Source organism: Pseudoxanthomonas sp. F37, assembly GCF_022965755.1.
Classification (GTDB): Bacteria; Pseudomonadota; Gammaproteobacteria; order Xanthomonadales; family Xanthomonadaceae; genus Pseudoxanthomonas_A.
Genome location: NZ_CP095187.1, coordinates 646,244 through 662,931, shown reverse-complemented (window position 1 = coordinate 662,931; position 16,688 = coordinate 646,244). Strand labels below are relative to the sequence as shown.

Annotated in this window: 20 protein-coding genes; 17 read left to right on the top strand and 3 right to left on the bottom strand. The window is 69.9% G+C overall.

Annotated elements, in window-relative coordinates:
* Positions 1-152: 152 nt before the first annotated feature.
* The 5 genes from aroQ (at position 153) to MUU77_RS02905 (ending at position 4,305) form a co-directional block, all read left to right on the top strand.
* Positions 153-593 (top strand): type II 3-dehydroquinate dehydratase, encoded by a 441-nt coding sequence (gene aroQ, locus MUU77_RS02925; protein ID WP_245091408.1) that lies wholly within the window; start codon positions 153-155, stop codon positions 591-593.
* A 52-nt stretch (positions 594-645) separates the two neighbouring features.
* Complete coding sequence (gene accB / locus MUU77_RS02920) at positions 646-1,125, top strand: acetyl-CoA carboxylase biotin carboxyl carrier protein (protein WP_245091406.1); 480 nt, start codon at positions 646-648, stop codon at positions 1,123-1,125.
* A 16-nt stretch (positions 1,126-1,141) separates the two neighbouring features.
* Positions 1,142-1,528 (top strand): four helix bundle protein, encoded by a 387-nt coding sequence (locus tag MUU77_RS02915; RefSeq protein ID WP_245091404.1) that lies wholly within the window; start codon positions 1,142-1,144, stop codon positions 1,526-1,528.
* Between the two features lie 54 nt (positions 1,529-1,582).
* The gene (gene accC / locus MUU77_RS02910; RefSeq protein ID WP_245091402.1) at positions 1,583-2,950 is read left to right on the top strand and encodes an acetyl-CoA carboxylase biotin carboxylase subunit; all 1,368 of its coding nucleotides are present in this window, start codon (positions 1,583-1,585) and stop codon (positions 2,948-2,950) included.
* A gap of 128 nt (positions 2,951-3,078) precedes the next feature.
* Positions 3,079-4,305, top strand: coding sequence for a hypothetical protein (locus MUU77_RS02905; protein WP_245091400.1), 1,227 nt, complete (start codon positions 3,079-3,081; stop codon positions 4,303-4,305).
* Between the two features lie 82 nt (positions 4,306-4,387).
* Here the strand turns inward: MUU77_RS02905 and MUU77_RS02900 are convergent, their stop codons facing one another.
* Together MUU77_RS02900 and MUU77_RS02895 are read right to left on the bottom strand one after the other, a co-directional pair.
* Positions 4,388-4,744, bottom strand: a complete 357-nt coding sequence (locus MUU77_RS02900; RefSeq protein WP_245091398.1) for a hypothetical protein — start codon at positions 4,742-4,744, stop codon at positions 4,388-4,390.
* Positions 4,741-5,676, bottom strand: coding sequence for a hypothetical protein (locus tag MUU77_RS02895; RefSeq protein ID WP_245091396.1), 936 nt, complete (start codon positions 5,674-5,676; stop codon positions 4,741-4,743). The genes MUU77_RS02900 and MUU77_RS02895 overlap by 4 nt, the downstream gene beginning before the upstream one ends.
* Positions 5,677-5,809: 133 nt before the next feature.
* Here MUU77_RS02895 and prmA point away from each other — a divergent pair, with 133 nt between their 5' ends.
* From prmA to purD, 7 genes are all read left to right on the top strand, one after another.
* A complete protein-coding gene (gene prmA / locus MUU77_RS02890; protein ID WP_245091394.1) occupies positions 5,810-6,724 on the top strand; it encodes a 50S ribosomal protein L11 methyltransferase in 915 nt (304 codons plus the stop codon).
* Between the two features lie 63 nt (positions 6,725-6,787).
* Positions 6,788-7,663 (top strand): DUF3426 domain-containing protein, encoded by an 876-nt coding sequence (locus MUU77_RS02885; RefSeq protein WP_245091392.1) that lies wholly within the window; start codon positions 6,788-6,790, stop codon positions 7,661-7,663.
* Positions 7,664-7,782: 119 nt separating this feature from the next.
* Positions 7,783-8,055 carry a DNA-binding transcriptional regulator Fis gene (fis, locus tag MUU77_RS02880; protein WP_245091390.1) on the top strand — a complete coding sequence of 91 codons (273 nt, stop codon included), beginning with the start codon at positions 7,783-7,785 and terminating at the stop codon, positions 8,053-8,055.
* 63 nt (positions 8,056-8,118) lie between these two features.
* Entirely contained in the window at positions 8,119-9,705 is a 1,587-nt protein-coding gene (purH, locus tag MUU77_RS02875) for a bifunctional phosphoribosylaminoimidazolecarboxamide formyltransferase/IMP cyclohydrolase (RefSeq protein ID WP_245091388.1), read from the top strand.
* Between the two features lie 10 nt (positions 9,706-9,715).
* Positions 9,716-10,213: an N-acetyltransferase gene (locus tag MUU77_RS02870; RefSeq protein WP_245091386.1), complete on the top strand. Its 498-nt coding sequence runs from the start codon at positions 9,716-9,718 to the stop codon at positions 10,211-10,213.
* Between the two features lie 17 nt (positions 10,214-10,230).
* On the top strand, positions 10,231-10,650 hold the full coding sequence (locus tag MUU77_RS02865) for a hypothetical protein (RefSeq protein WP_245091384.1): 420 nt from the start codon (positions 10,231-10,233) through the stop codon (positions 10,648-10,650).
* Between the two features lie 29 nt (positions 10,651-10,679).
* Complete coding sequence (gene purD, locus MUU77_RS02860; RefSeq protein ID WP_245091382.1) at positions 10,680-11,972, top strand: phosphoribosylamine--glycine ligase; 1,293 nt, start codon at positions 10,680-10,682, stop codon at positions 11,970-11,972.
* Positions 11,973-11,975: 3 nt separating this feature from the next.
* Here the strand turns inward: purD and MUU77_RS02855 are convergent, their stop codons facing one another.
* On the bottom strand, positions 11,976-13,082 hold the full coding sequence (locus MUU77_RS02855) for an NADH:flavin oxidoreductase/NADH oxidase (RefSeq protein WP_245091372.1): 1,107 nt from the start codon (positions 13,080-13,082) through the stop codon (positions 11,976-11,978).
* 143 nt (positions 13,083-13,225) lie between these two features.
* Between MUU77_RS02855 and MUU77_RS02850 the strand changes: the two genes are divergently transcribed.
* The 5 genes from MUU77_RS02850 to MUU77_RS02830 all read left to right on the top strand — a co-directional run bounded on the left by MUU77_RS02850 (position 13,226) and on the right by MUU77_RS02830 (position 16,644).
* Positions 13,226-15,124: an MFS transporter gene (locus tag MUU77_RS02850; RefSeq protein ID WP_245091370.1), complete on the top strand. Its 1,899-nt coding sequence runs from the start codon at positions 13,226-13,228 to the stop codon at positions 15,122-15,124.
* A gap of 116 nt (positions 15,125-15,240) precedes the next feature.
* The gene (locus MUU77_RS02845; protein WP_245091368.1) at positions 15,241-15,528 is read left to right on the top strand and encodes a CD225/dispanin family protein; all 288 of its coding nucleotides are present in this window, start codon (positions 15,241-15,243) and stop codon (positions 15,526-15,528) included.
* 43 nt (positions 15,529-15,571) lie between these two features.
* Positions 15,572-15,907: a CD225/dispanin family protein gene (locus tag MUU77_RS02840; RefSeq protein WP_245091366.1), complete on the top strand. Its 336-nt coding sequence runs from the start codon at positions 15,572-15,574 to the stop codon at positions 15,905-15,907.
* Positions 15,904-16,317: a DUF2752 domain-containing protein gene (locus tag MUU77_RS02835; RefSeq protein WP_245091364.1), complete on the top strand. Its 414-nt coding sequence runs from the start codon at positions 15,904-15,906 to the stop codon at positions 16,315-16,317. Before MUU77_RS02840 ends, MUU77_RS02835 begins: the two co-directional genes overlap by 4 nt.
* A 57-nt stretch (positions 16,318-16,374) precedes the next feature.
* A complete protein-coding gene (locus MUU77_RS02830) occupies positions 16,375-16,644 on the top strand; it encodes a CD225/dispanin family protein (RefSeq protein ID WP_245091362.1) in 270 nt (89 codons plus the stop codon).
* Positions 16,645-16,688: the final 44 nt, after the last annotated feature.

Below are 16,688 nucleotides of genomic sequence, written 5' to 3'. Positions count from 1 at the left end.
ATCCGGCGTGAGGCCGGCGCCAGCGGCCGGACCCGGGCAGGCACACGCCACCCCGCCCGATTCAAACGCGCGCTTAAATCGGCCGAAACTTCGGCGAACTGGACAGCATCGCCGGCTTCACGCAGACTGCCGCCCTTCCGCTGGAGGCGCGAATGGCGAAGCTGCTGGTCCTGCATGGTCCCAACCTCAATCTGCTCGGCACCCGCGAGCCGGAGGTGTATGGCCATGCGACGCTGGCGGACATCGACCGGTCCCTGGCCGCACAGGCCCAGGCCGCCGGCCATCGGCTGGACTGCTTCCAGTCCAATGCCGAGCATGCCCTGGTCGACCGCATCCAGGCCGCCCGCACCGATGGTACCGCCTTCATCCTGATCAACCCGGCGGCGTTCACCCACACCTCGGTCGCCATCCGCGACGCACTGGCCGGCGTGGCGCTGCCCTTCATCGAAATCCATCTGTCCAATCCGCACAGCCGCGAGCCCTTCCGCCACACCAGCTACTTCAGCGACAAGGCGGTGGGCGTGGTGTGCGGCTTCGGCGCCGACAGCTATCGCTACGCGCTGGACGCCGCCCTGCAGCGGCTGCCCGCCTGACCCTCCTTCTTCTTGTTCCGCGCGCGGAACATCGTTCAACCAAGAGGCTCCCATGGATCTCCGCAAAATCAAGAAACTGATCGACCTGCTGGAAGAGTCGAACCTGGCCGAAATCGAGATCAAGGAAGGCGAAGAGTCCGTGCGCCTGGCGCGCACGCCGAAGGGCGGCTATGCGGCGCCCGCGGCCCCGGCGCCCGTCGCCTACGCCGAGCCGCGCCCGGCCGCGCCCATGCCGATGAGCTCGCCCACCGAAGCCTCCACCGGCGGCACCGCCAAGCCCGGCAACGCACTGCCGGACGGCCATGTGGTGCGCGCGCCGATGGTCGGCACCTTCTACGCCTCGCCGGCGCCGGACAAGCCGGCGTTCGTCAGCGTGGGCCAGGCGGTGAAGGCCGGCGAGACGCTGGCCATCATCGAAGCCATGAAGATGTTCAACCCCATCGAAGCCGACGTGTCGGGCACGGTGCTGTCGGTCCTGGCCGAGAGCGGCCAACCGATCGAATTCGACCAGCCGTTGTTCGTCATCGGGTGATCTGCGGGAATCGGGAATGGATAATCGGGAATCGTCGAAGAGACCGCACGAGCGGCTCGATGTATGGCGCGACTCGATGGAGCTTGTGGAGATTGTCTACAGGATGTCCGAGACCTTTCCCGACTCCGAGCGCTTCGGCCTGACCGCACAGATGAGACGTTCCGCCATCAGCATTCCTTCGAATATCGCCGAAGGCGCCGCCCGCCGGTCCAGCGCCGAGTATCAGCGCTTCCTCTCGATCGCGCGCGGCTCGCTCGCAGAACTCGACACCCAGCGACAGATCGCGGTCCGGCTCGGTTTCGCAGCCGCTTCTCCGGCGCCGGTCGAGCTCATCGACCGGATCTTCGCCAGACTCACGGCGCTGATGAACGCGATCGGCAAACAGAAGGCGCACGCGTCATGAAAATCCCGGCTCTTCACGATTCCCCATTCTCCACTCCCAATTCCCGGCCCTCCCATGCTCGATAAAGTCGTTATCGCCAACCGGGGTGAGATCGCGCTGCGCATCCTGCGCGCCTGCCACACCCTGGGCATCCGCACGGTCGCGGTGCATTCCACCGTCGACCGCAACCTCAAGCACGTGGCCATGGCCGACGAGTCGGTCTGCATCGGTCCCGCCGCCTCGAAGGACAGTTACCTCAACATCCCGGCGATCATCGCCGCGGCCGAGGTGACCGACGCGCAGGCCATCCATCCCGGCTACGGCTTCCTGTCGGAGAACGCCGACTTCGCCGAGCGGGTGGAGCAGTCCGGCTTCATCTTCATCGGGCCCAAGGCCGACACCATCCGCATGATGGGCGACAAGGTGGAGGCGATCCGCGCCATGCAGGCCGCCGGCGTGCCGTGCGTGCCCGGCAGCGGCGGTCCGCTGGGCGACGACATCGTCGCCAACACCCGGATCGCGCGCGAGATCGGCTACCCGGTGATCATCAAGGCGGCCGGCGGCGGCGGCGGCCGCGGCATGCGCGTGGTGCATGTCGAGGGCGCGCTGAAGGCGGCCATCGAGACCACCAAGTCCGAGGCCAAGGCGGCCTTCGGCAACGGCGAGGTCTACATGGAGAAGTTCCTGGAGAATCCGCGCCACGTGGAGATCCAGGTGCTGGCCGACGGCCAGGGCAACGCCATCCACCTGGGCGAACGCGACTGTTCGATGCAGCGTCGCCACCAGAAGGTGGTCGAGGAAGCGCCGGCGCCCGGCATCACCGAGGAACTGCGCAACGAGATCGGCAAGGTCTGCGTGGAGGCCTGCCTGCGCATCGGCTATCGCGGCGCGGGCACGTTCGAGTTCCTGTTCGAGGACGGCCGCTTCTACTTCATCGAGATGAACACCCGCATCCAGGTGGAGCATCCGGTGACCGAACGCATCACCGGCATCGACCTGGTCTGCGAGCAGCTGCGCATCGCCGCCGGCCACAAGCTGAGCATCAAGCAGTCCGACATCGTGCTGCGCGGCCACGCGATCGAGTGCCGCATCAACGCCGAAGACCCGGATACCTTCATGCCGCACCCGGGCCTGATCCAGCACTTCCACCCGCCGGGCGGCCCCGGCGTGCGCGTGGACACGCACATCTACGAAGGCTACCGCGTGCCGCCCAACTACGATTCGATGATCGCCAAGCTGATCGTGCACGGGCCCGACCGCGAAACGGCGATCGCGCGCATGCGCGTGGCGCTCAGCGAGATGGTCATCGACGGCATCAAGACCAACATCCCGCTGCAGCAGCGCATCATGCGCGACCAGGGCTTCCAGGCCGGCGGCCAGAACATCCACTACCTGGAAAAGCGCCTGGCCGAACGCAAGAACAAGGCGATTTCGCTGGTCTGATACGCCACGATACGCCACGGCCCCGCATCCGCCGCGGGGCCGCATGTGGCGCAAGCCGGGCAAGGTGCGTGTCCGGCGGGACACCGCTCCGGCGTTGGAGGAAACGGATCCCCCGACGAGAACGCACGATGCGTCCGCTGCCCCGCCCCCTGTTCCTGGCCCTGGCCACCGTCATCGCGGCCGCCCCCGCCGCCAGCGCCCCCACCGCCGGTCCGCCGACCCAGGTCTGGATCGACGTGGCCACCCACTCCATGGCCGGCATGCCCGACCTGGGCCCGCTTGGCGGCATGGCCTCGCGCATGATGGGCGGCGGCGCGCAGCAGGCGCACTACGGGCAGACGCGGATGCCGATGATGACGGGGCAATACCTCGACATCGCGCTGTACAACCGTCCCCAGCCCGGCAAGGAAGCCCAACAGCGCATCCCCGCCGGACTGCGCCTGGGCGCCTCGCTGCCGTTGGTGCCGCCGGTGCGCACGCCCGCACCGCCCGAGCGCCGCGGCGAGTACGCACCGCCCGAGGGCCAGGCCCGCCTGCTGATCTACTGGGGCTGCGGCAGCACCGTGCGTCCGGGCCAACCGAAGATCATCAGCATCAACGCCAGCGGCGGCAAGGTGGAAGTCAGCGGCTCGATGCAGGGCCGCTACGCACCGGATCGCGACATCGAAGCCGACCCCGCCTACGCGCTGTGGCCCAATCCGAAGTCCGGCAAGCGCGTGCCCGATGGGGCATCGCTGCAGGGCGCGCACCGGATCACCGGGCCGGGCATCCCCGAATCGCTCGCGTTCGAGCTGAAGCAGGTCGCCGATTTCATGCCGAAGATCGACCTGCAGAGCACCGGCTCGCTGGCCGAGGGGCAGACGTGGCGCTGGACGCCCGTCGATCGCGCGCAGGCGTATTTCCTGCATGCGGTCGGCACCCAGGGCAAGGACGTGGTGCTGTGGAGCAGCGCGGAAGTGCCCGATGCCGGGCAAGACATCTTCGACTACCTGACCGGCTCGCTGATCGAGCGCTGGACGAAGGAAAAGGTACTGCTGCCGCGCACCGCCACCCAGTGCGCAGTGCCGAAGGGCATCTTCGCCGGCCCCGGCGAAGCGGGACGCGAGGGCGGTGGCGGCCTGCTCAGCATCATCGCCTACGGTCCGGAGAGCCATATCGCCTGGCCGCCCAGGCCCTCGGACCCCAAGCAACCGTGGAATCCGGAATGGAACGTGCGCGTGCGCACCAAGTCCACCGGCAGCGCGATGCTGGGCATGGACCTGTCGCCGATGGAGAGGGAGGACGACAGCCAAGCGCAGCCCGAGGAACAGAAGAAGCCGTTGCGCAGCCTGCTGAAGGGGCTGATCGGCGGCTGACACCGCGACATCCCGGCGGAAACGGCAAGGGCCGGGAGTGCGCCTCCCGGCCCTTGCGCGTTGCCGCCCTGCGCAGGACGCGCTAGGGCGGCGCCTGCTGGGTGCCCGGCACCGGCTCCACGCCCAGCGGCGACGACGGGTCGGTGATGCGCACCGTTTCGGCCGAACCGTCAGGCCATACCACCTTGATGGTGCTGCCGGGCGAGAGCGTGGAGAACGGCGTGCCGCTGCGCGCGCGATACAGCGCGGCGACCTGCGCGGCCCCGAGGCGGCGGGCGTCCTCCGGCGCGTGGATGGTCATGTGCCCGATCCGCGACAGGTCGCGGTACTGGGGGTCCCGCGTTTCGATCACGAGCGTGGCCGCCGCCGCCGCGTAGGCCACCACCACCAGGCTCCAGACCAGCAGATTGCTCCCCGGCCGCGTGCGCTTGTATTTCATCCTTCCACTCCCGTGCGGGACAGCAAGGTCCCCACCATCTCTTCCACGTTGTCTTCGCCCTGGCGGGGAATGCCGGCGTCCCGCGCGAAGCTGCTGAAATCCTGCGATGCGTCCTGCGAGCAGATGCCGCCGTTGACGCAGTAGCTGGTCATCATCGACCCGTCCGGGCCGCAGTCCATGCCCAGCCTGCACGACGCGATGCGCCACGCGATCTCGCTCAACTCGCTGCCGGAGACCTCGCCCAGCGTGTCGCCACGCGCACCGCCCACGCTGCCCATCGCGGGCGCGATGGCGACGAAGGCGAACGGATCGCCGGAATCGAGCACGCGCTGCACCAGGTCGCGGCGGTAGTCGTCGCCCTCTTCCAGCGGACGCTCCATCGCCAGCAGCGCGGCCTCGGCGGCCAGGCTGCCCGCGCGCGCCGCCTGCGTGCGCTGGTTGACGATCATCGGCAACGAGAAGCCATCCTGCGGCACGAAGCGCGCGCAGCGCTGCTGCACACGCTGGCGCGCGGACAGCATGGCGGCGCCGTTGGACAGGCCCAGACGCTCGATCACGCGCGTGTCCTGCGCATACCCCACCGGGTCCGCCGCATAGCCGGCGCAGTAGTCGTGCACCAGGCTGAGCAGCCACATGGCATCGGCATCGCCGGCCGCGGCCAGCCCCCTCAGCTCGTGAGCGTAGGCGAACAGGTCGCCGCTTTCTTCGAACGCGCGCCTCAGCGGGGACAGCGCAGGCCTCGCACGCAGGGCGACAGGACGCAGCCTGGCCTCGGAGGTGGGCGGCGCATCGGCCAGCATCTCGCCGCCGGCCGCCACAGCGGGTGCGCTGGAAGCTGCCGACGGCAACAGGCCCGCCTGACGCAGCGGAACCCACGCCAGCGCGCCCAGCAGGCCCACCAGCATCATCGGCATCAGCAGCTTCCGGGGCACGCGGCCATTATCCGGGCAGCTTCCAGGCCTTTCAACGCGCTGCACGCACGCCTGCGCCCCCCATCGCGCCTTTCGTCGCCGCCACGTTGCCACATGAGACAATCGCGACCTGTCCACGTCCTCCTTGCCCCGCATGCCCTACCTCGAACTCTCCCTGCGCTGCACCGAAGTCGAGCAGCCGCGCTACGAGACCGCCCTGGAGGATGTCGGCGCGCTGTCGGTCACGCTGCTGGATGCCGATGCCGACACCGGCAACGAGCGCGCCATCCTGGAGCCGGGCGTGGGCCAGACGCCGCTGTGGAAGACGCTGGTGCTGACCGCACTGTTCGACGCCGACGCCGATGCGCTGACCCTGCTGGCCGCGCTGGAGGCCTTCGACCCGGGCCTGGACTGGACGCAGATCGGCTTCCGCAAGGTGGCGGACGAGGATTGGGAACGCGCCTGGCTGGACCAGTTCCAGCCGATGCGCTTCGGCGCGCGCACGTTCATCGTGCCGTGGAACCACGACGTGCCGTCCGAGGCGGGCGGCGATGCGGCCATCGTGCGGCTGGATCCGGGACTGGCGTTCGGCTCCGGCACGCACCCGACCACCGCACTGTGCCTGCGCTGGCTGGACGCCCTGGCCGCCGATGGCCTGCTGCAGGGCCGGCGCGTGCTGGATTTCGGCTGCGGGTCCGGCATCCTGGCGCTGGCCGCGCTCAAGCTGGGCGCTGCGAAGGCGGTGGGCGTGGACAACGACCCGCAGGCCCTGCTGGCCAGCGCGGACAACGCGCAGCGCAACGCGGTGGACGCGGACTTCAGCGTGTACCTGCCCGACGACGAACCGGTCGCGACCTATCCGGTGGTGGTGGCCAACATCCTGGCCTCGGCCCTCGATGCCTTGGCGGAACGGCTTGCCGCACGCGTCGCGCCCGGCGGCCGCATCGCCCTGTCCGGCATCCTGCAGGGACAGGAAGACGAACTGCTGGTGCGCTATGCGCCCTGGTTCGATGCCCTGTCCGCCACCCGCGACGGCGACTGGATGCGCATCGACGGCATCCGCCGCTGAGCCGCGGGCGCGCCACGCCCATGCTCACAACACGCCCCGCTGCGCGCATGGTTGAATAAGCCCATGCCGATCTCCTGCCCGCAGTGCCAACGCCCTGTCGATCCGCAAGCCGGGCACGATGCATCGCCCGCACCGTGCCCGCACTGCGGCGCATCCCTGGCCGTCGGCGCCCCCGCTGGTGGCGGGTCGCCCAGCCTGGCGGTCTTCCTCCATCCGGCGGCGGCCTCGCCGGCGCAGCCGGATGCCGCACCCGGCCTGGCGGACCTGCCGCCAGCGCAGGTCGATGTCACGCCACGGGACCTCCCGCAGGCAGCGCCGCAGGTCGACGACACCCCGCCAGGCGAGGACAACGTACAGGCCGACGCAGGCGCGGCAGCGAATGCGGTGGTCGCGCCCGAGCCGGCGCCGGTTCCCGCGCGCAAGGCCACCGCCCCCCGCTTCCTGCACCCTGCGCGCACCACGCCGGTGCGGGTGCGGCGGGCGCGCCGCCAATGGGTGGCGGTCATCGCGCTGAGCCTGCTGCTGTGCGTGCAGGTCGTGCTGGCCGACCGCGCACGACTGGCGACGCAGGCGGCGTGGCGCCCCATGGTGGTGGCGCTGTGCGCCGTGTTCCGCTGCGAGGTCCCCACCTGGCGCGAACCGGCCGCCTTCACCATGCTCAGTCGCGACGTGCGTCCCATCCTGGGCCAGCCCGGCACCCTGCAGGCGCAGGCCACCTTCCGCAACGACGCGCGCTGGGCCCAGGCCTGGCCGGTGATCCTGCTGACGCTCAAGGACGCCGACGGCCGCACGCTGGGCGCACGCGCGCTGCAGCCGGGCGACTATCTGCCGCAGGACGAGCGGCCGGCCCCGATCGGCCCGGGGCAGAGCGCGCAGATGGCGGTGCGCATCCGCGAACCCAGCGCGAACGTCGTCGCGTTCTCCTTCGACTTCCGTTGACGTCCCCGGTTCATCAAAAAGCGGATGCGCGCCCGGCGAGCAGGCGCTAGACTCGTCCCCCCGCCGCATACCCTCAAGCACATGGCGGACATCTGCTGCTGTTGCGCCAGGGGACCCGATTGAACGCTGCCTCCACCCGCCAGGACACACCACGCGCCGCTTCACGTCCGCCGCTGCGCGAGCATGTCGCCCAGTCGGTGCGCCGCTACCTGCGCGATCTCGACGGCTGCGATGCCGACGACGTCTACGAGATCGTGCTGCGCGAAATGGAGATCCCGCTGTTCGTGGAGGTGCTGAACCACTGCGACGGCAACCAGAGCCGCGCCGCGGCCATGCTGGGCATCCACCGCGCCACGCTGCGCAAGAAGCTCAAGGACTACGGGCTGGCCTGAGCCGCCCCGGGGCCGTTGCTGCGGCGCGTTATAATCCGCGCCCCGCTCCGCACCACCCCGCCCATGACCCTCGATCTCCTGCCCGTGCGACGGGCGCTGCTGTCCGTTTCCGACAAGACCGGCCTGCTCGACCTGGCCCATGCGCTGGCGCGCCATGGCGTGGAACTGCTGTCCACCGGCGGTACCGCCAAGACATTGCGTGACGCCGGCCTGGCCGTGCGCGACGTCGCCGAGGTCACGGGGTTTCCGGAAATGATGGACGGCCGCGTCAAGACGCTGCACCCGAAGGTGCATGGCGGCCTGCTGGGCCGCGCCGGCGTGGACGATGCGGTCATGGCCGAGCACGGCATCGGCGCGATCGACCTGCTGGTGCTGAACCTGTATCCGTTCGAGGCGGTCACCGCCAAGGCCGGCTGCACGCTGGCCGATGCGGTGGAGAACATCGACATCGGCGGGCCGGCGATGCTGCGCTCGGCCGCGAAGAATTTCGCGCGCGTGGCGGTGGCCACCGATCCCTCGCAGTACGCGGACCTGGTGGCCCAGCTCGACGTCAACGGCGGTGCGCTGACGGCCGCCACGCGCTTCGCGCTGTCGGTGGCCGCGTTCAACCGCGTGGCCCAGTACGACGCGGCCATCAGCACCTATCTGTCCTCCGTCACCGACACCTCGGGCGAGGTCCCGGCGCGCGCCGCGTTCGCCGCCCAGGCCAATGGCAACTTCGTCAAGGTGATGGACCTGCGCTACGGCGAGAACCCGCACCAGCAGGCCGCGTTCTACCGCGACCTGCATCCCGCGCCCGGATCGCTGGCCACCTTCACCCAGCTGCAGGGCAAGGAGCTGAGCTACAACAACATCGCCGACAGCGATGCGGCCTGGGAATGCGTGCGCCAGTTCGATGCGCCGGCCTGCGTCATCGTCAAGCACGCCAACCCCTGCGGCGTGGCCGTCGGCGTGGCCTGCGGCGATGCCTACGAGCTGGCCTACGCCACCGACCCGACCAGCGCCTTCGGCGGCATCATCGCCTTCAACCGCACGCTGGACGCGGCCACGGCGAAGGTCATCCTGGACCGCCAGTTCGTCGAGGTGCTGATCGCACCGGACTACGAACCGGGCGCGCTCGACTACGCGGCCAGGAAGGCCAACGTGCGCGTGCTGCGCATCCCGCTGGCGCCGGCCTCGCGCGGCTTCATCGACACCAAGCGGGTGGGCTCGGGCATGCTGATGCAGACCGCCGACGACCGCGTGGTGACGCGCGAGGAGCTGAAGGTGGTGACCAGGCTCGCACCGACGCAGGCGCAGTTCGACGACCTGCTGTTCGCGTGGAAGGTGGCCAAGTTCGTCAAGTCCAACGCCATCGTCTACGCCAGGGACCACCGCACCATCGGCGTCGGCGCAGGCCAGATGAGCCGGGTGTACTCGGCGCGCATCGCCGGCATCAAGGCCGCCGACGCGAACCTGGTGGTGGAAGGGTCGGTGATGGCCAGCGATGCGTTCTTCCCGTTCCGCGACGGCATCGATGCCGCCGCCGCCACGGGCATCAAGGCCGTGATCCAGCCGGGCGGCTCCATGCGCGACAGCGAAGTGATCGCCGCCGCCGACGAACATGGCATCGCGATGGTGTTCACCGGCGTGCGCCATTTCCGCCACTGAGCACGCCGCCATGTGGATCCGCGCCGAGACCCGCAGCGACCATGACGCGATCCGTTGCCTCACCGACGCGGCGTTCGCGGGGGCGAAGCACGCCGGCGGCGGCGAGTCGCGCATCATCGACGCGCTGCGCGACGCCGGAGCGCTGAGCCTGTCGCTGGTCGCCGACATCGACGGCCGCATCGCCGGACACGTGGCGGTGTCGCCGGTCGTGCTCAGCGATGGCACGCCCGGCTGGTTCGGGCTGGGGCCGGTGGCGGTCGATCCGCGCGACCAGCGCCACGGCGTGGGCAGCGCCCTGATCCGCGCCGCGCTGACGGAACTGTGGGCCCAGCGGGCCGCCGGCTGCGTGGTGCTGGGCGATCCGGCGTACTACGGGCGTTTCGGCTTTCGCCGGCATGCCTCGCTGCGTTATCCGCACGCACCGGCCGACTGCTTCATGGCCCTGCCGTCGGGTGGCCCACCGCCCGACGCCACGGTCGCCTACCACGACGCATTCACTCTCGCCTGATCCCCGCCGGAGCACGCATGCCCATGAAGAAGCGCCGGTATCCCGCCCTGTCGCTGTTGCTGGCCAGCCTGTTCGCGCTGACCGGCTGCCTGGACACCCGGCACGCCCTGCAGCAGGCCCGCGACACGCTCGCGCGCACCCTGCCCGCGCCCTACTTCGAGGATCTGGTGACCGAATCGGTATCGGTGGAAGGCGACCGCCTGGTGCTGCTGGTGCGCAGTCCCACGGGCGATGCGGACAGGACCCGCCAGGCGCCCGGATTCGACGCGCTGCGCGACAGCGAGCAGCAGCAGATGGCCTCGCTGTGCGCGCTGCCCGCCCTGCAGCCGCTGCTGGGCACCGATGCCGTGCTGGTGCGCCGCTTCGTCGACCGCCACGACAAGCTGTTCTTCGAAACCGAACTTCCCGTAAGCGCGTGTCCGGCGCCACCGGCGTGATCGCGCCATCCCTGCATGAGGAGTGCCCCTTGAAAGTCCTGGTCATCGGTTCCGGCGGTCGCGAGCACGCCCTGGCGTGGAAACTGGCGCAGTCGCCGCGGGTGGACGAGGTGATCGTCGCGCCCGGCAACGCGGGCACGGCGACGGAAGCCAAATGCCGCAACGTCGCGATCAAGGTCACCGATATCGACGGCCTGCTGGCATTGGCGCAGCAGGAAGGCGTGGGCCTGACCGTGGTCGGCCCGGAAGTGCCGCTGGTGGCCGGGGTGGTGGACCGCTTCCGCGCGGCGGGCCAGCGCATCTTCGGCCCCACGGCGGCCGCCGCGCAGCTGGAAGGCAGCAAGGCGTTCGCCAAGGACTTCCTGGCACGCCACGGCATTCCCACCGCGTTCTATGCCGTGCACACCGATGTCGACGCGGCGCTGGCCTACATCCGCGAGAAAGGCGCGCCGATCGTCGTGAAGGCCGATGGCCTGGCGGCGGGCAAGGGCGTGATCGTGGCGATGACGCTGGACGAAGCCGAGGCCGCCGTGCGCGACATGCTGTCGGGCAACGCCTTCGGCGATGCCGGCGCGCGCGTGGTGATCGAGGAATTCCTGGAGGGCGAGGAGGCCAGTTTCATCTCGATGGTCGATGGCGCCACCGCGCTGCCGATGGCCACCAGCCAGGACCACAAGCGCGTCGGCGACGGCGACACCGGGCCCAACACCGGTGGCATGGGCGCCTATTCGCCCGCGCCCGTGGTGACGCCCGAGGTGCATGCGCGGGTCATGCGCGAGGTGGTCAACCCCACCGTGCAGGGCATGATCGCCGATGGCGTGCCGTTCACCGGCTTCCTGTATGCCGGCCTGATGATCGATGCCAGCGGTGCGCCGAAGGTCATCGAATTCAACGTGCGCTTCGGCGATCCGGAAACGCAGCCGGTGATGCTGCGCCTGCAGTCGGACCTGGTGAACCTGGTGGAAGCGGCGATCGACGGCCGGCTCGACGCGACGGAGGCGCAGTGGGACCCGCGGCCGTCGCTGGGCGTGGTGATGGCCGCCGCGCCGTATCCGGACACGCCGCGGACCGGCGAGGTGATCGTCGGACTGGATGAAGTGCCCGCGACGGCCAAGGTCTTCCATGCCGGGACGGCACTGGATGCGGAAGGCCGCGTGGTCAGCGCCGGCGGACGCGTGCTGTGCGTGGCCGCGCTGGGCGGGTCGGTCTCCGAGGCGCAGCGCAACGCATACGCGGGCGTCGCTAAGGTGCGATGGACCCACGAGTTCCACCGCACCGACATCGGCTGGCGCGCGATCGCGCGCGAACGCGCGGACGCCTGAGCCCTACGGCGCCTGCACGAAGCTGGCCGCGTACTCGCGCGGCGCGCTGCGCAGGTACTGCGGCGCGATGGCGATCCGCTCGCCCAGCGCCGCGGCTGCGTGCCAGGGCCAGCGCGGGTCGTAGAGGATGCCGCGGGCGATGCCGATCGCATCGGCCTGGGCCTGCTGCAGGATGGCTTCGGCCTGCTGCGGCGTGGTGATCAGGCCGACGGCGATCACCGGCACGTCCACCTCGCGCTTGATCGCCTCGGCGAACGGCACCTGGTAGCCCGGCGCCGGTTCGATCTTCTGCGCCGGATGCAGGCCGCCGCTGGACACATGGATGAAGTGGCTGCCGCGCGCCTGCAGCGCCTTCGCCAGGACCAGGCTCTGCGCCAGGTCCCAGCCGCCGTCCACCCAGTCGGTGGCGGAGATGCGCACGCCGACCGCCATCGAGGCGGGCACCGCGGCCTTGACCGCATCGAACACCTGCAGCAGCAGGCGCATGCGGTTCTCCAGCGGACCGCCGTAGGCGTCGTCGCGCTGGTTGGCCAGCGGCGACAGGAACTGGTGCAGCAGGTAGCCGTGCGCGGCATGGATCTCCACCAGGTCCAGGCCCAGGCGTGCGGCACGGCGCGCGCTCGCGGCGAAGGCGGCGATGACGGCGTCGATGCCGGCCTGGTCCAGCGCGAGCGGCGGATGCTGGCCCGCGCCGTAGGGAAGCGGCGATGCCGACACCGTCTGCCAGCCGTGCGGCGCCTGCGGCGCGATCTGCGCGCCACCGTGCTCCCACGGGCGATGCGTGGACGCCTTGCGCCCGGCGTGCGCCAGCTGCACGCCCAGCGGCATCTTCGAATAGCGGCGCGTCGCCGCCAGCGCGCGGGCGAACGCGGCCTCGGTGGTGTCGTCCCACAAGCCCAGGTCCGCCCAGCTGATGCGGCCTTCCGGCAACACCGCGGTGGCCTCGACGATCGCCAGCCCGGCGCCGGACTGGGCGAGGTTGGGCCAGTGGAAGGCATGCCAGTCGGTGGCCCGTCCGTCCTCGGCGGAGTACTGGCACATCGGCGCGATGACGATGCGGTTGGACAGGCGCAGCGGCCCGAAGTCGAGCGGCGAGAACAGAAGGCTCATGGCGGGGGACATCAAGGACGTGGGGGGCGCCACTATCCGCCCGCCACCGGGCGGCATCAACGCCGCAGACGGAACACTGTCGGGCGCGCCGGCTGGCAGCGTCACCGCGATTTGCTAGGCTGCGCGCAACCCACGGAGGGCGCATGTCCGGCTACAGCCAGTTCTCACTGCTGACACAACGGCGGTTCCTGCCTTACTTCACCGTCCAGGCCCTGGGCGCCTTCAACGACAACGTGTACCGGCAGGCCATCATCGGCCTGCTGATCTTCCTGGGCGCCAGCACCGAGGACCGCGCGCTGTACGCCATCGTGGCGCCCGCCATCTTCATCCTGCCGTACTTCCTGTTTTCCGCCATCGCCGGCCAGATCGCCGAGAAGCTGGAGAAGCAGCGGCTGATCGTGATCACCACCACCATGGAGATCGTGATCATGTCGCTGGCGGCGGTGGGCTTCCTGCTGCAGAACCTGCCGCTGCTGCTGGTGGCGCTGTTCTGCACCGGGGTGCAGTCCACGCTGTTCGGGCCGGTGAAGTACTCCGTGCTGCCGGCCATCCTCAAGCCGGAGGAACTGACCGGCGGCAACGGCCTGGTCGAGATGGGCACGTCCATTTCCATCCTGTGCGGCATGATCGCCGGCGGCATGATCTTCCAGGTGGCCGGTGCGCATGGCCCGCAGGCCGCCGCCATCGCCATCGTGCTGCTGGCCGTGCTCGGCAACGTGCTGTCGCGGATGATCCCGCGCATGGATGCGGGCGCGCCGGACCTGAAGGTGCACTGGAATCCGATTCCCGAGTCGCTGGCGGTGCTGCGCATGGCCAAGCAGCAGCTGGCCGTGCGCAATGCCATCCTGGGCGTGTCGTGGTTCTGGTTCTTCGGCACCCTGCTGACCTCGCAGCTGCCGACCTACGCGCAGCTCCACCTGGGCGGGCCGGCCGATTCGGCCACGCTGTACGTGTTCGCGCTGGCGCTGTTCTCCATCGGCACCGGCGTGGGTTCGCTGCTGTGCGAAAAACTGTCCGGCCGCACGGTGGAGATCGGCCTGGTGCCGGTGGGCGCGTTCGGCATGAGCGCGTTCCTGCTGGACCTGTATTTCGCGCGCCCCGGCCTTGCGCCCGTGGGCGGGCTGGAGCTGGCGCAGTTCGTGCGCCAGCCCGGCAGTGCGCGCCTGATCGTGGACCTGCTGGGGATCGGCCTGTTCACCGGCATCTTCGTGGTGCCGCTGTTCGCGCTGATCCAGAGCCGCACGCACGCCTCGCAGATGGCGCGCGTGTTCGCCGCACTGAACATCCAGAACTCGGGCTTCATCGTGCTGGCCGCGCTGGCCGGGCTGGCCCTGCAGCGCGGGCTGGGCTGGAGCAGCCCGCAGATGTTCCTGGCGCTGGCGATCGCCAACGCCGTGGTGGCGGTCTGGATCTTCACGATAGTGCCCGAGTTCCTGATGCGCTTCCTCAGCTGGCTGCTGGTGCGCACGCTGTACCGGCTGCGCCTGCACGGCATCGAAAAGAACGTGCCGGACGAGGGCCCGGCGCTGCTGGTGTGCAACCACGTCAGCTACATGGACGCGCTGATCCTGGCCGCCACCATCCCTCGGCCGGTGCGCTTCGTCATGTACTACCGGATCTTCAACATCCCGGTGATGAGCTGGATCTTCCGCACCGCCAAGGCGATCCCCATCGCCGGCGCGAAGGAGGACCCGGAGCTGATGCGCCGCGCCTTCGAGGAGATCGACGCGGCGCTGGCGGCGGGCGAGATCGTGGGCATCTTCCCCGAAGGCGCGTTGACGAAGGACGGCCAGATCGCCGCCTTCAAGTCCGGCGTGGAGAAGATCCTGGAACGCCGCCCGGTGCCGGTGGTGCCCATGGCCCTGAAGGGGATGTGGGCCAGCATGTGGAGCCGGCGCGATACGCGCCTGGGCCGCATGCGCGTGCCGCGCCGCTTCCGCGCGCACGTGGAGGTGATGGCGGGCGAGCCGATGGACGGCGCGACGGCCACCGCCGACGCACTGGAGGCCCGCGTGCGCGCCTTGCGCGGCGACGCGGCGTGATGCTTCCACCCGGCCGCCATCCCGGCTAGGCTGTCCGCGGGGATCCTCGTTCGCTACACGTGCCTGCCGCCTGCGGTGGACGTCCCCGTCCGTCTTCCCGCCGCAAGAGAACCGTCATGAGCGCCGTCCCGCCCGTCACGCCAGGCCCCTACGTTCCCAACCATCTGGTGTGGGCCATCCTCAGCACGCTGTTCTGCTGCCTTCCGCTGGGCATCGTCTCCATCGTGTTCGCCGCACAGGTGGACGGCAAGCGCGCCGCGGGCGATCTGGCCGGCGCGCAGGAGGCCTCGCGCAAGGCCTTGAACTGGGCCATCGCGTCGGCGCTGATCGCCCCCATCCTGATCGCGCTGTGGTTCTTTTTGTTCGGCGGTCTGGCACTATTGGGCGGCCTGAGCGGCATGTAAGCCGGCTCGCACGATCTCTCCTCCACTTACAAGGAACGCCTGCATGAGCGCCGTACCTCCCATGCCTTCGACCGCCGCACCGGGCAACGTGCCCAATCACCTGGCATGGGCCATCGTGTCCACGGTGCTGGCCACCTGCCTGTGCTGCCCGCTCGGCCTGATCGGCATCGTCGCCATCGTGTTCTCCACGCAGGTCAACAGCAAGCTCAACCAGGGCGACCTGGAAGGCGCGCAGCGTGCGTCGGCCAATGCCAAGACCTGGTGCTGGGTCGCCACCGCGTTCGCCATCATCGGCCTGCTGATCAACATCGCCATGTTCGCCACCGGCGGCATGGAGCAGTACATGATGATGATGGAACAGATCCAGCAGTCGCAGTGACCTCACTGCGTGCCCCGCACTATCTGGCGCTGACGGCGGCGGCCCTTGCGGCCGCCGTCGGCGTCTGGCTGTTGCGGGAATTCGATCCGAACGCGGCCCACAGCCCGTTCCCGGGCTGCATGTTCCGTGCGCTGACCGGCTATTTCTGCGTCGGCTGCGGGCTGACCCGCGCGCTGCATGCGCTGGTCCACGGCGATCTGGCGCGCGCGTTCACGATGAACCCGCTGGCCATGCTGCTGCTGCCCGCCATCCCGATGATGATCGCGCATGGACAGGGCTGGCGCCCGCGCACGCTGGAGCCCGTCATGCGCGTGCTGCTGGCGCCGCGGTTCTGGCTGGTCCTGCTGCCGGCCTACTGGATCGCGCGCAACCTGCCCTGGTTCCCCTTCTCGATGCTGGCCCCGGGCTGAGCAGCGCGCCGCGGCCACCCCTCTTTCTTCCACTCCATCCACCCGGAGATCCTTCGCTTGAACACCAGCCCGTCCTACGTCCCCAACAATCTCGTGTGGGCGATCCTGTCCACGCTGTTCTGCTGCCTGCCGCTGGGCATCGTCTCCATCGTGTTCGCGGCGCAGGTCAACGGCAAGCTGGCCGCCGGCGACGTCGCGGGCGCGCAGGAAGCCTCGGACAAGGCGAAGAAGTGGGCCATGTGGTCGGCGATCGCCGGCGTGTCCCTGGTGGTGCTCTACATCATCTTCATCTTCGCGATGGGCGGCATGGCGGCCCTCTCGCAGTAACCGGGGGCATCAACCCCTGGTGGAAAGGCCCGCTTCGGCGGGCC

Coding starts and splice junctions, on each gene's coding strand:
- accB (WP_245091406.1), top strand. CDS start 646: ATGGATCTCCGCAAAATCAAGAAACTGATCGACCTGCTGGAAGAGTCG.
- MUU77_RS02885 (WP_245091392.1), top strand. CDS start 6,788: ATGCCGATCTCCTGCCCGCAGTGCCAACGCCCTGTCGATCCGCAAGCC.
- MUU77_RS02870 (WP_245091386.1), top strand. CDS start 9,716: ATGTGGATCCGCGCCGAGACCCGCAGCGACCATGACGCGATCCGTTGC.
- MUU77_RS02915 (WP_245091404.1), top strand. CDS start 1,142: ATGGATAATCGGGAATCGTCGAAGAGACCGCACGAGCGGCTCGATGTA.
- aroQ (WP_245091408.1), top strand. CDS start 153: ATGGCGAAGCTGCTGGTCCTGCATGGTCCCAACCTCAATCTGCTCGGC.
- MUU77_RS02840 (WP_245091366.1), top strand. CDS start 15,572: ATGAGCGCCGTACCTCCCATGCCTTCGACCGCCGCACCGGGCAACGTG.
- MUU77_RS02905 (WP_245091400.1), top strand. CDS start 3,079: ATGCGTCCGCTGCCCCGCCCCCTGTTCCTGGCCCTGGCCACCGTCATC.
- prmA (WP_245091394.1), top strand. CDS start 5,810: ATGCCCTACCTCGAACTCTCCCTGCGCTGCACCGAAGTCGAGCAGCCG.
- MUU77_RS02900 (WP_245091398.1), bottom strand. CDS start 4,744: ATGAAATACAAGCGCACGCGGCCGGGGAGCAATCTGCTGGTCTGGAGC.
- MUU77_RS02850 (WP_245091370.1), top strand. CDS start 13,226: ATGTCCGGCTACAGCCAGTTCTCACTGCTGACACAACGGCGGTTCCTG.
- accC (WP_245091402.1), top strand. CDS start 1,583: ATGCTCGATAAAGTCGTTATCGCCAACCGGGGTGAGATCGCGCTGCGC.
- purH (WP_245091388.1), top strand. CDS start 8,119: ATGACCCTCGATCTCCTGCCCGTGCGACGGGCGCTGCTGTCCGTTTCC.
- MUU77_RS02865 (WP_245091384.1), top strand. CDS start 10,231: ATGCCCATGAAGAAGCGCCGGTATCCCGCCCTGTCGCTGTTGCTGGCC.
- MUU77_RS02855 (WP_245091372.1), bottom strand. CDS start 13,082: ATGAGCCTTCTGTTCTCGCCGCTCGACTTCGGGCCGCTGCGCCTGTCC.
- MUU77_RS02845 (WP_245091368.1), top strand. CDS start 15,241: ATGAGCGCCGTCCCGCCCGTCACGCCAGGCCCCTACGTTCCCAACCAT.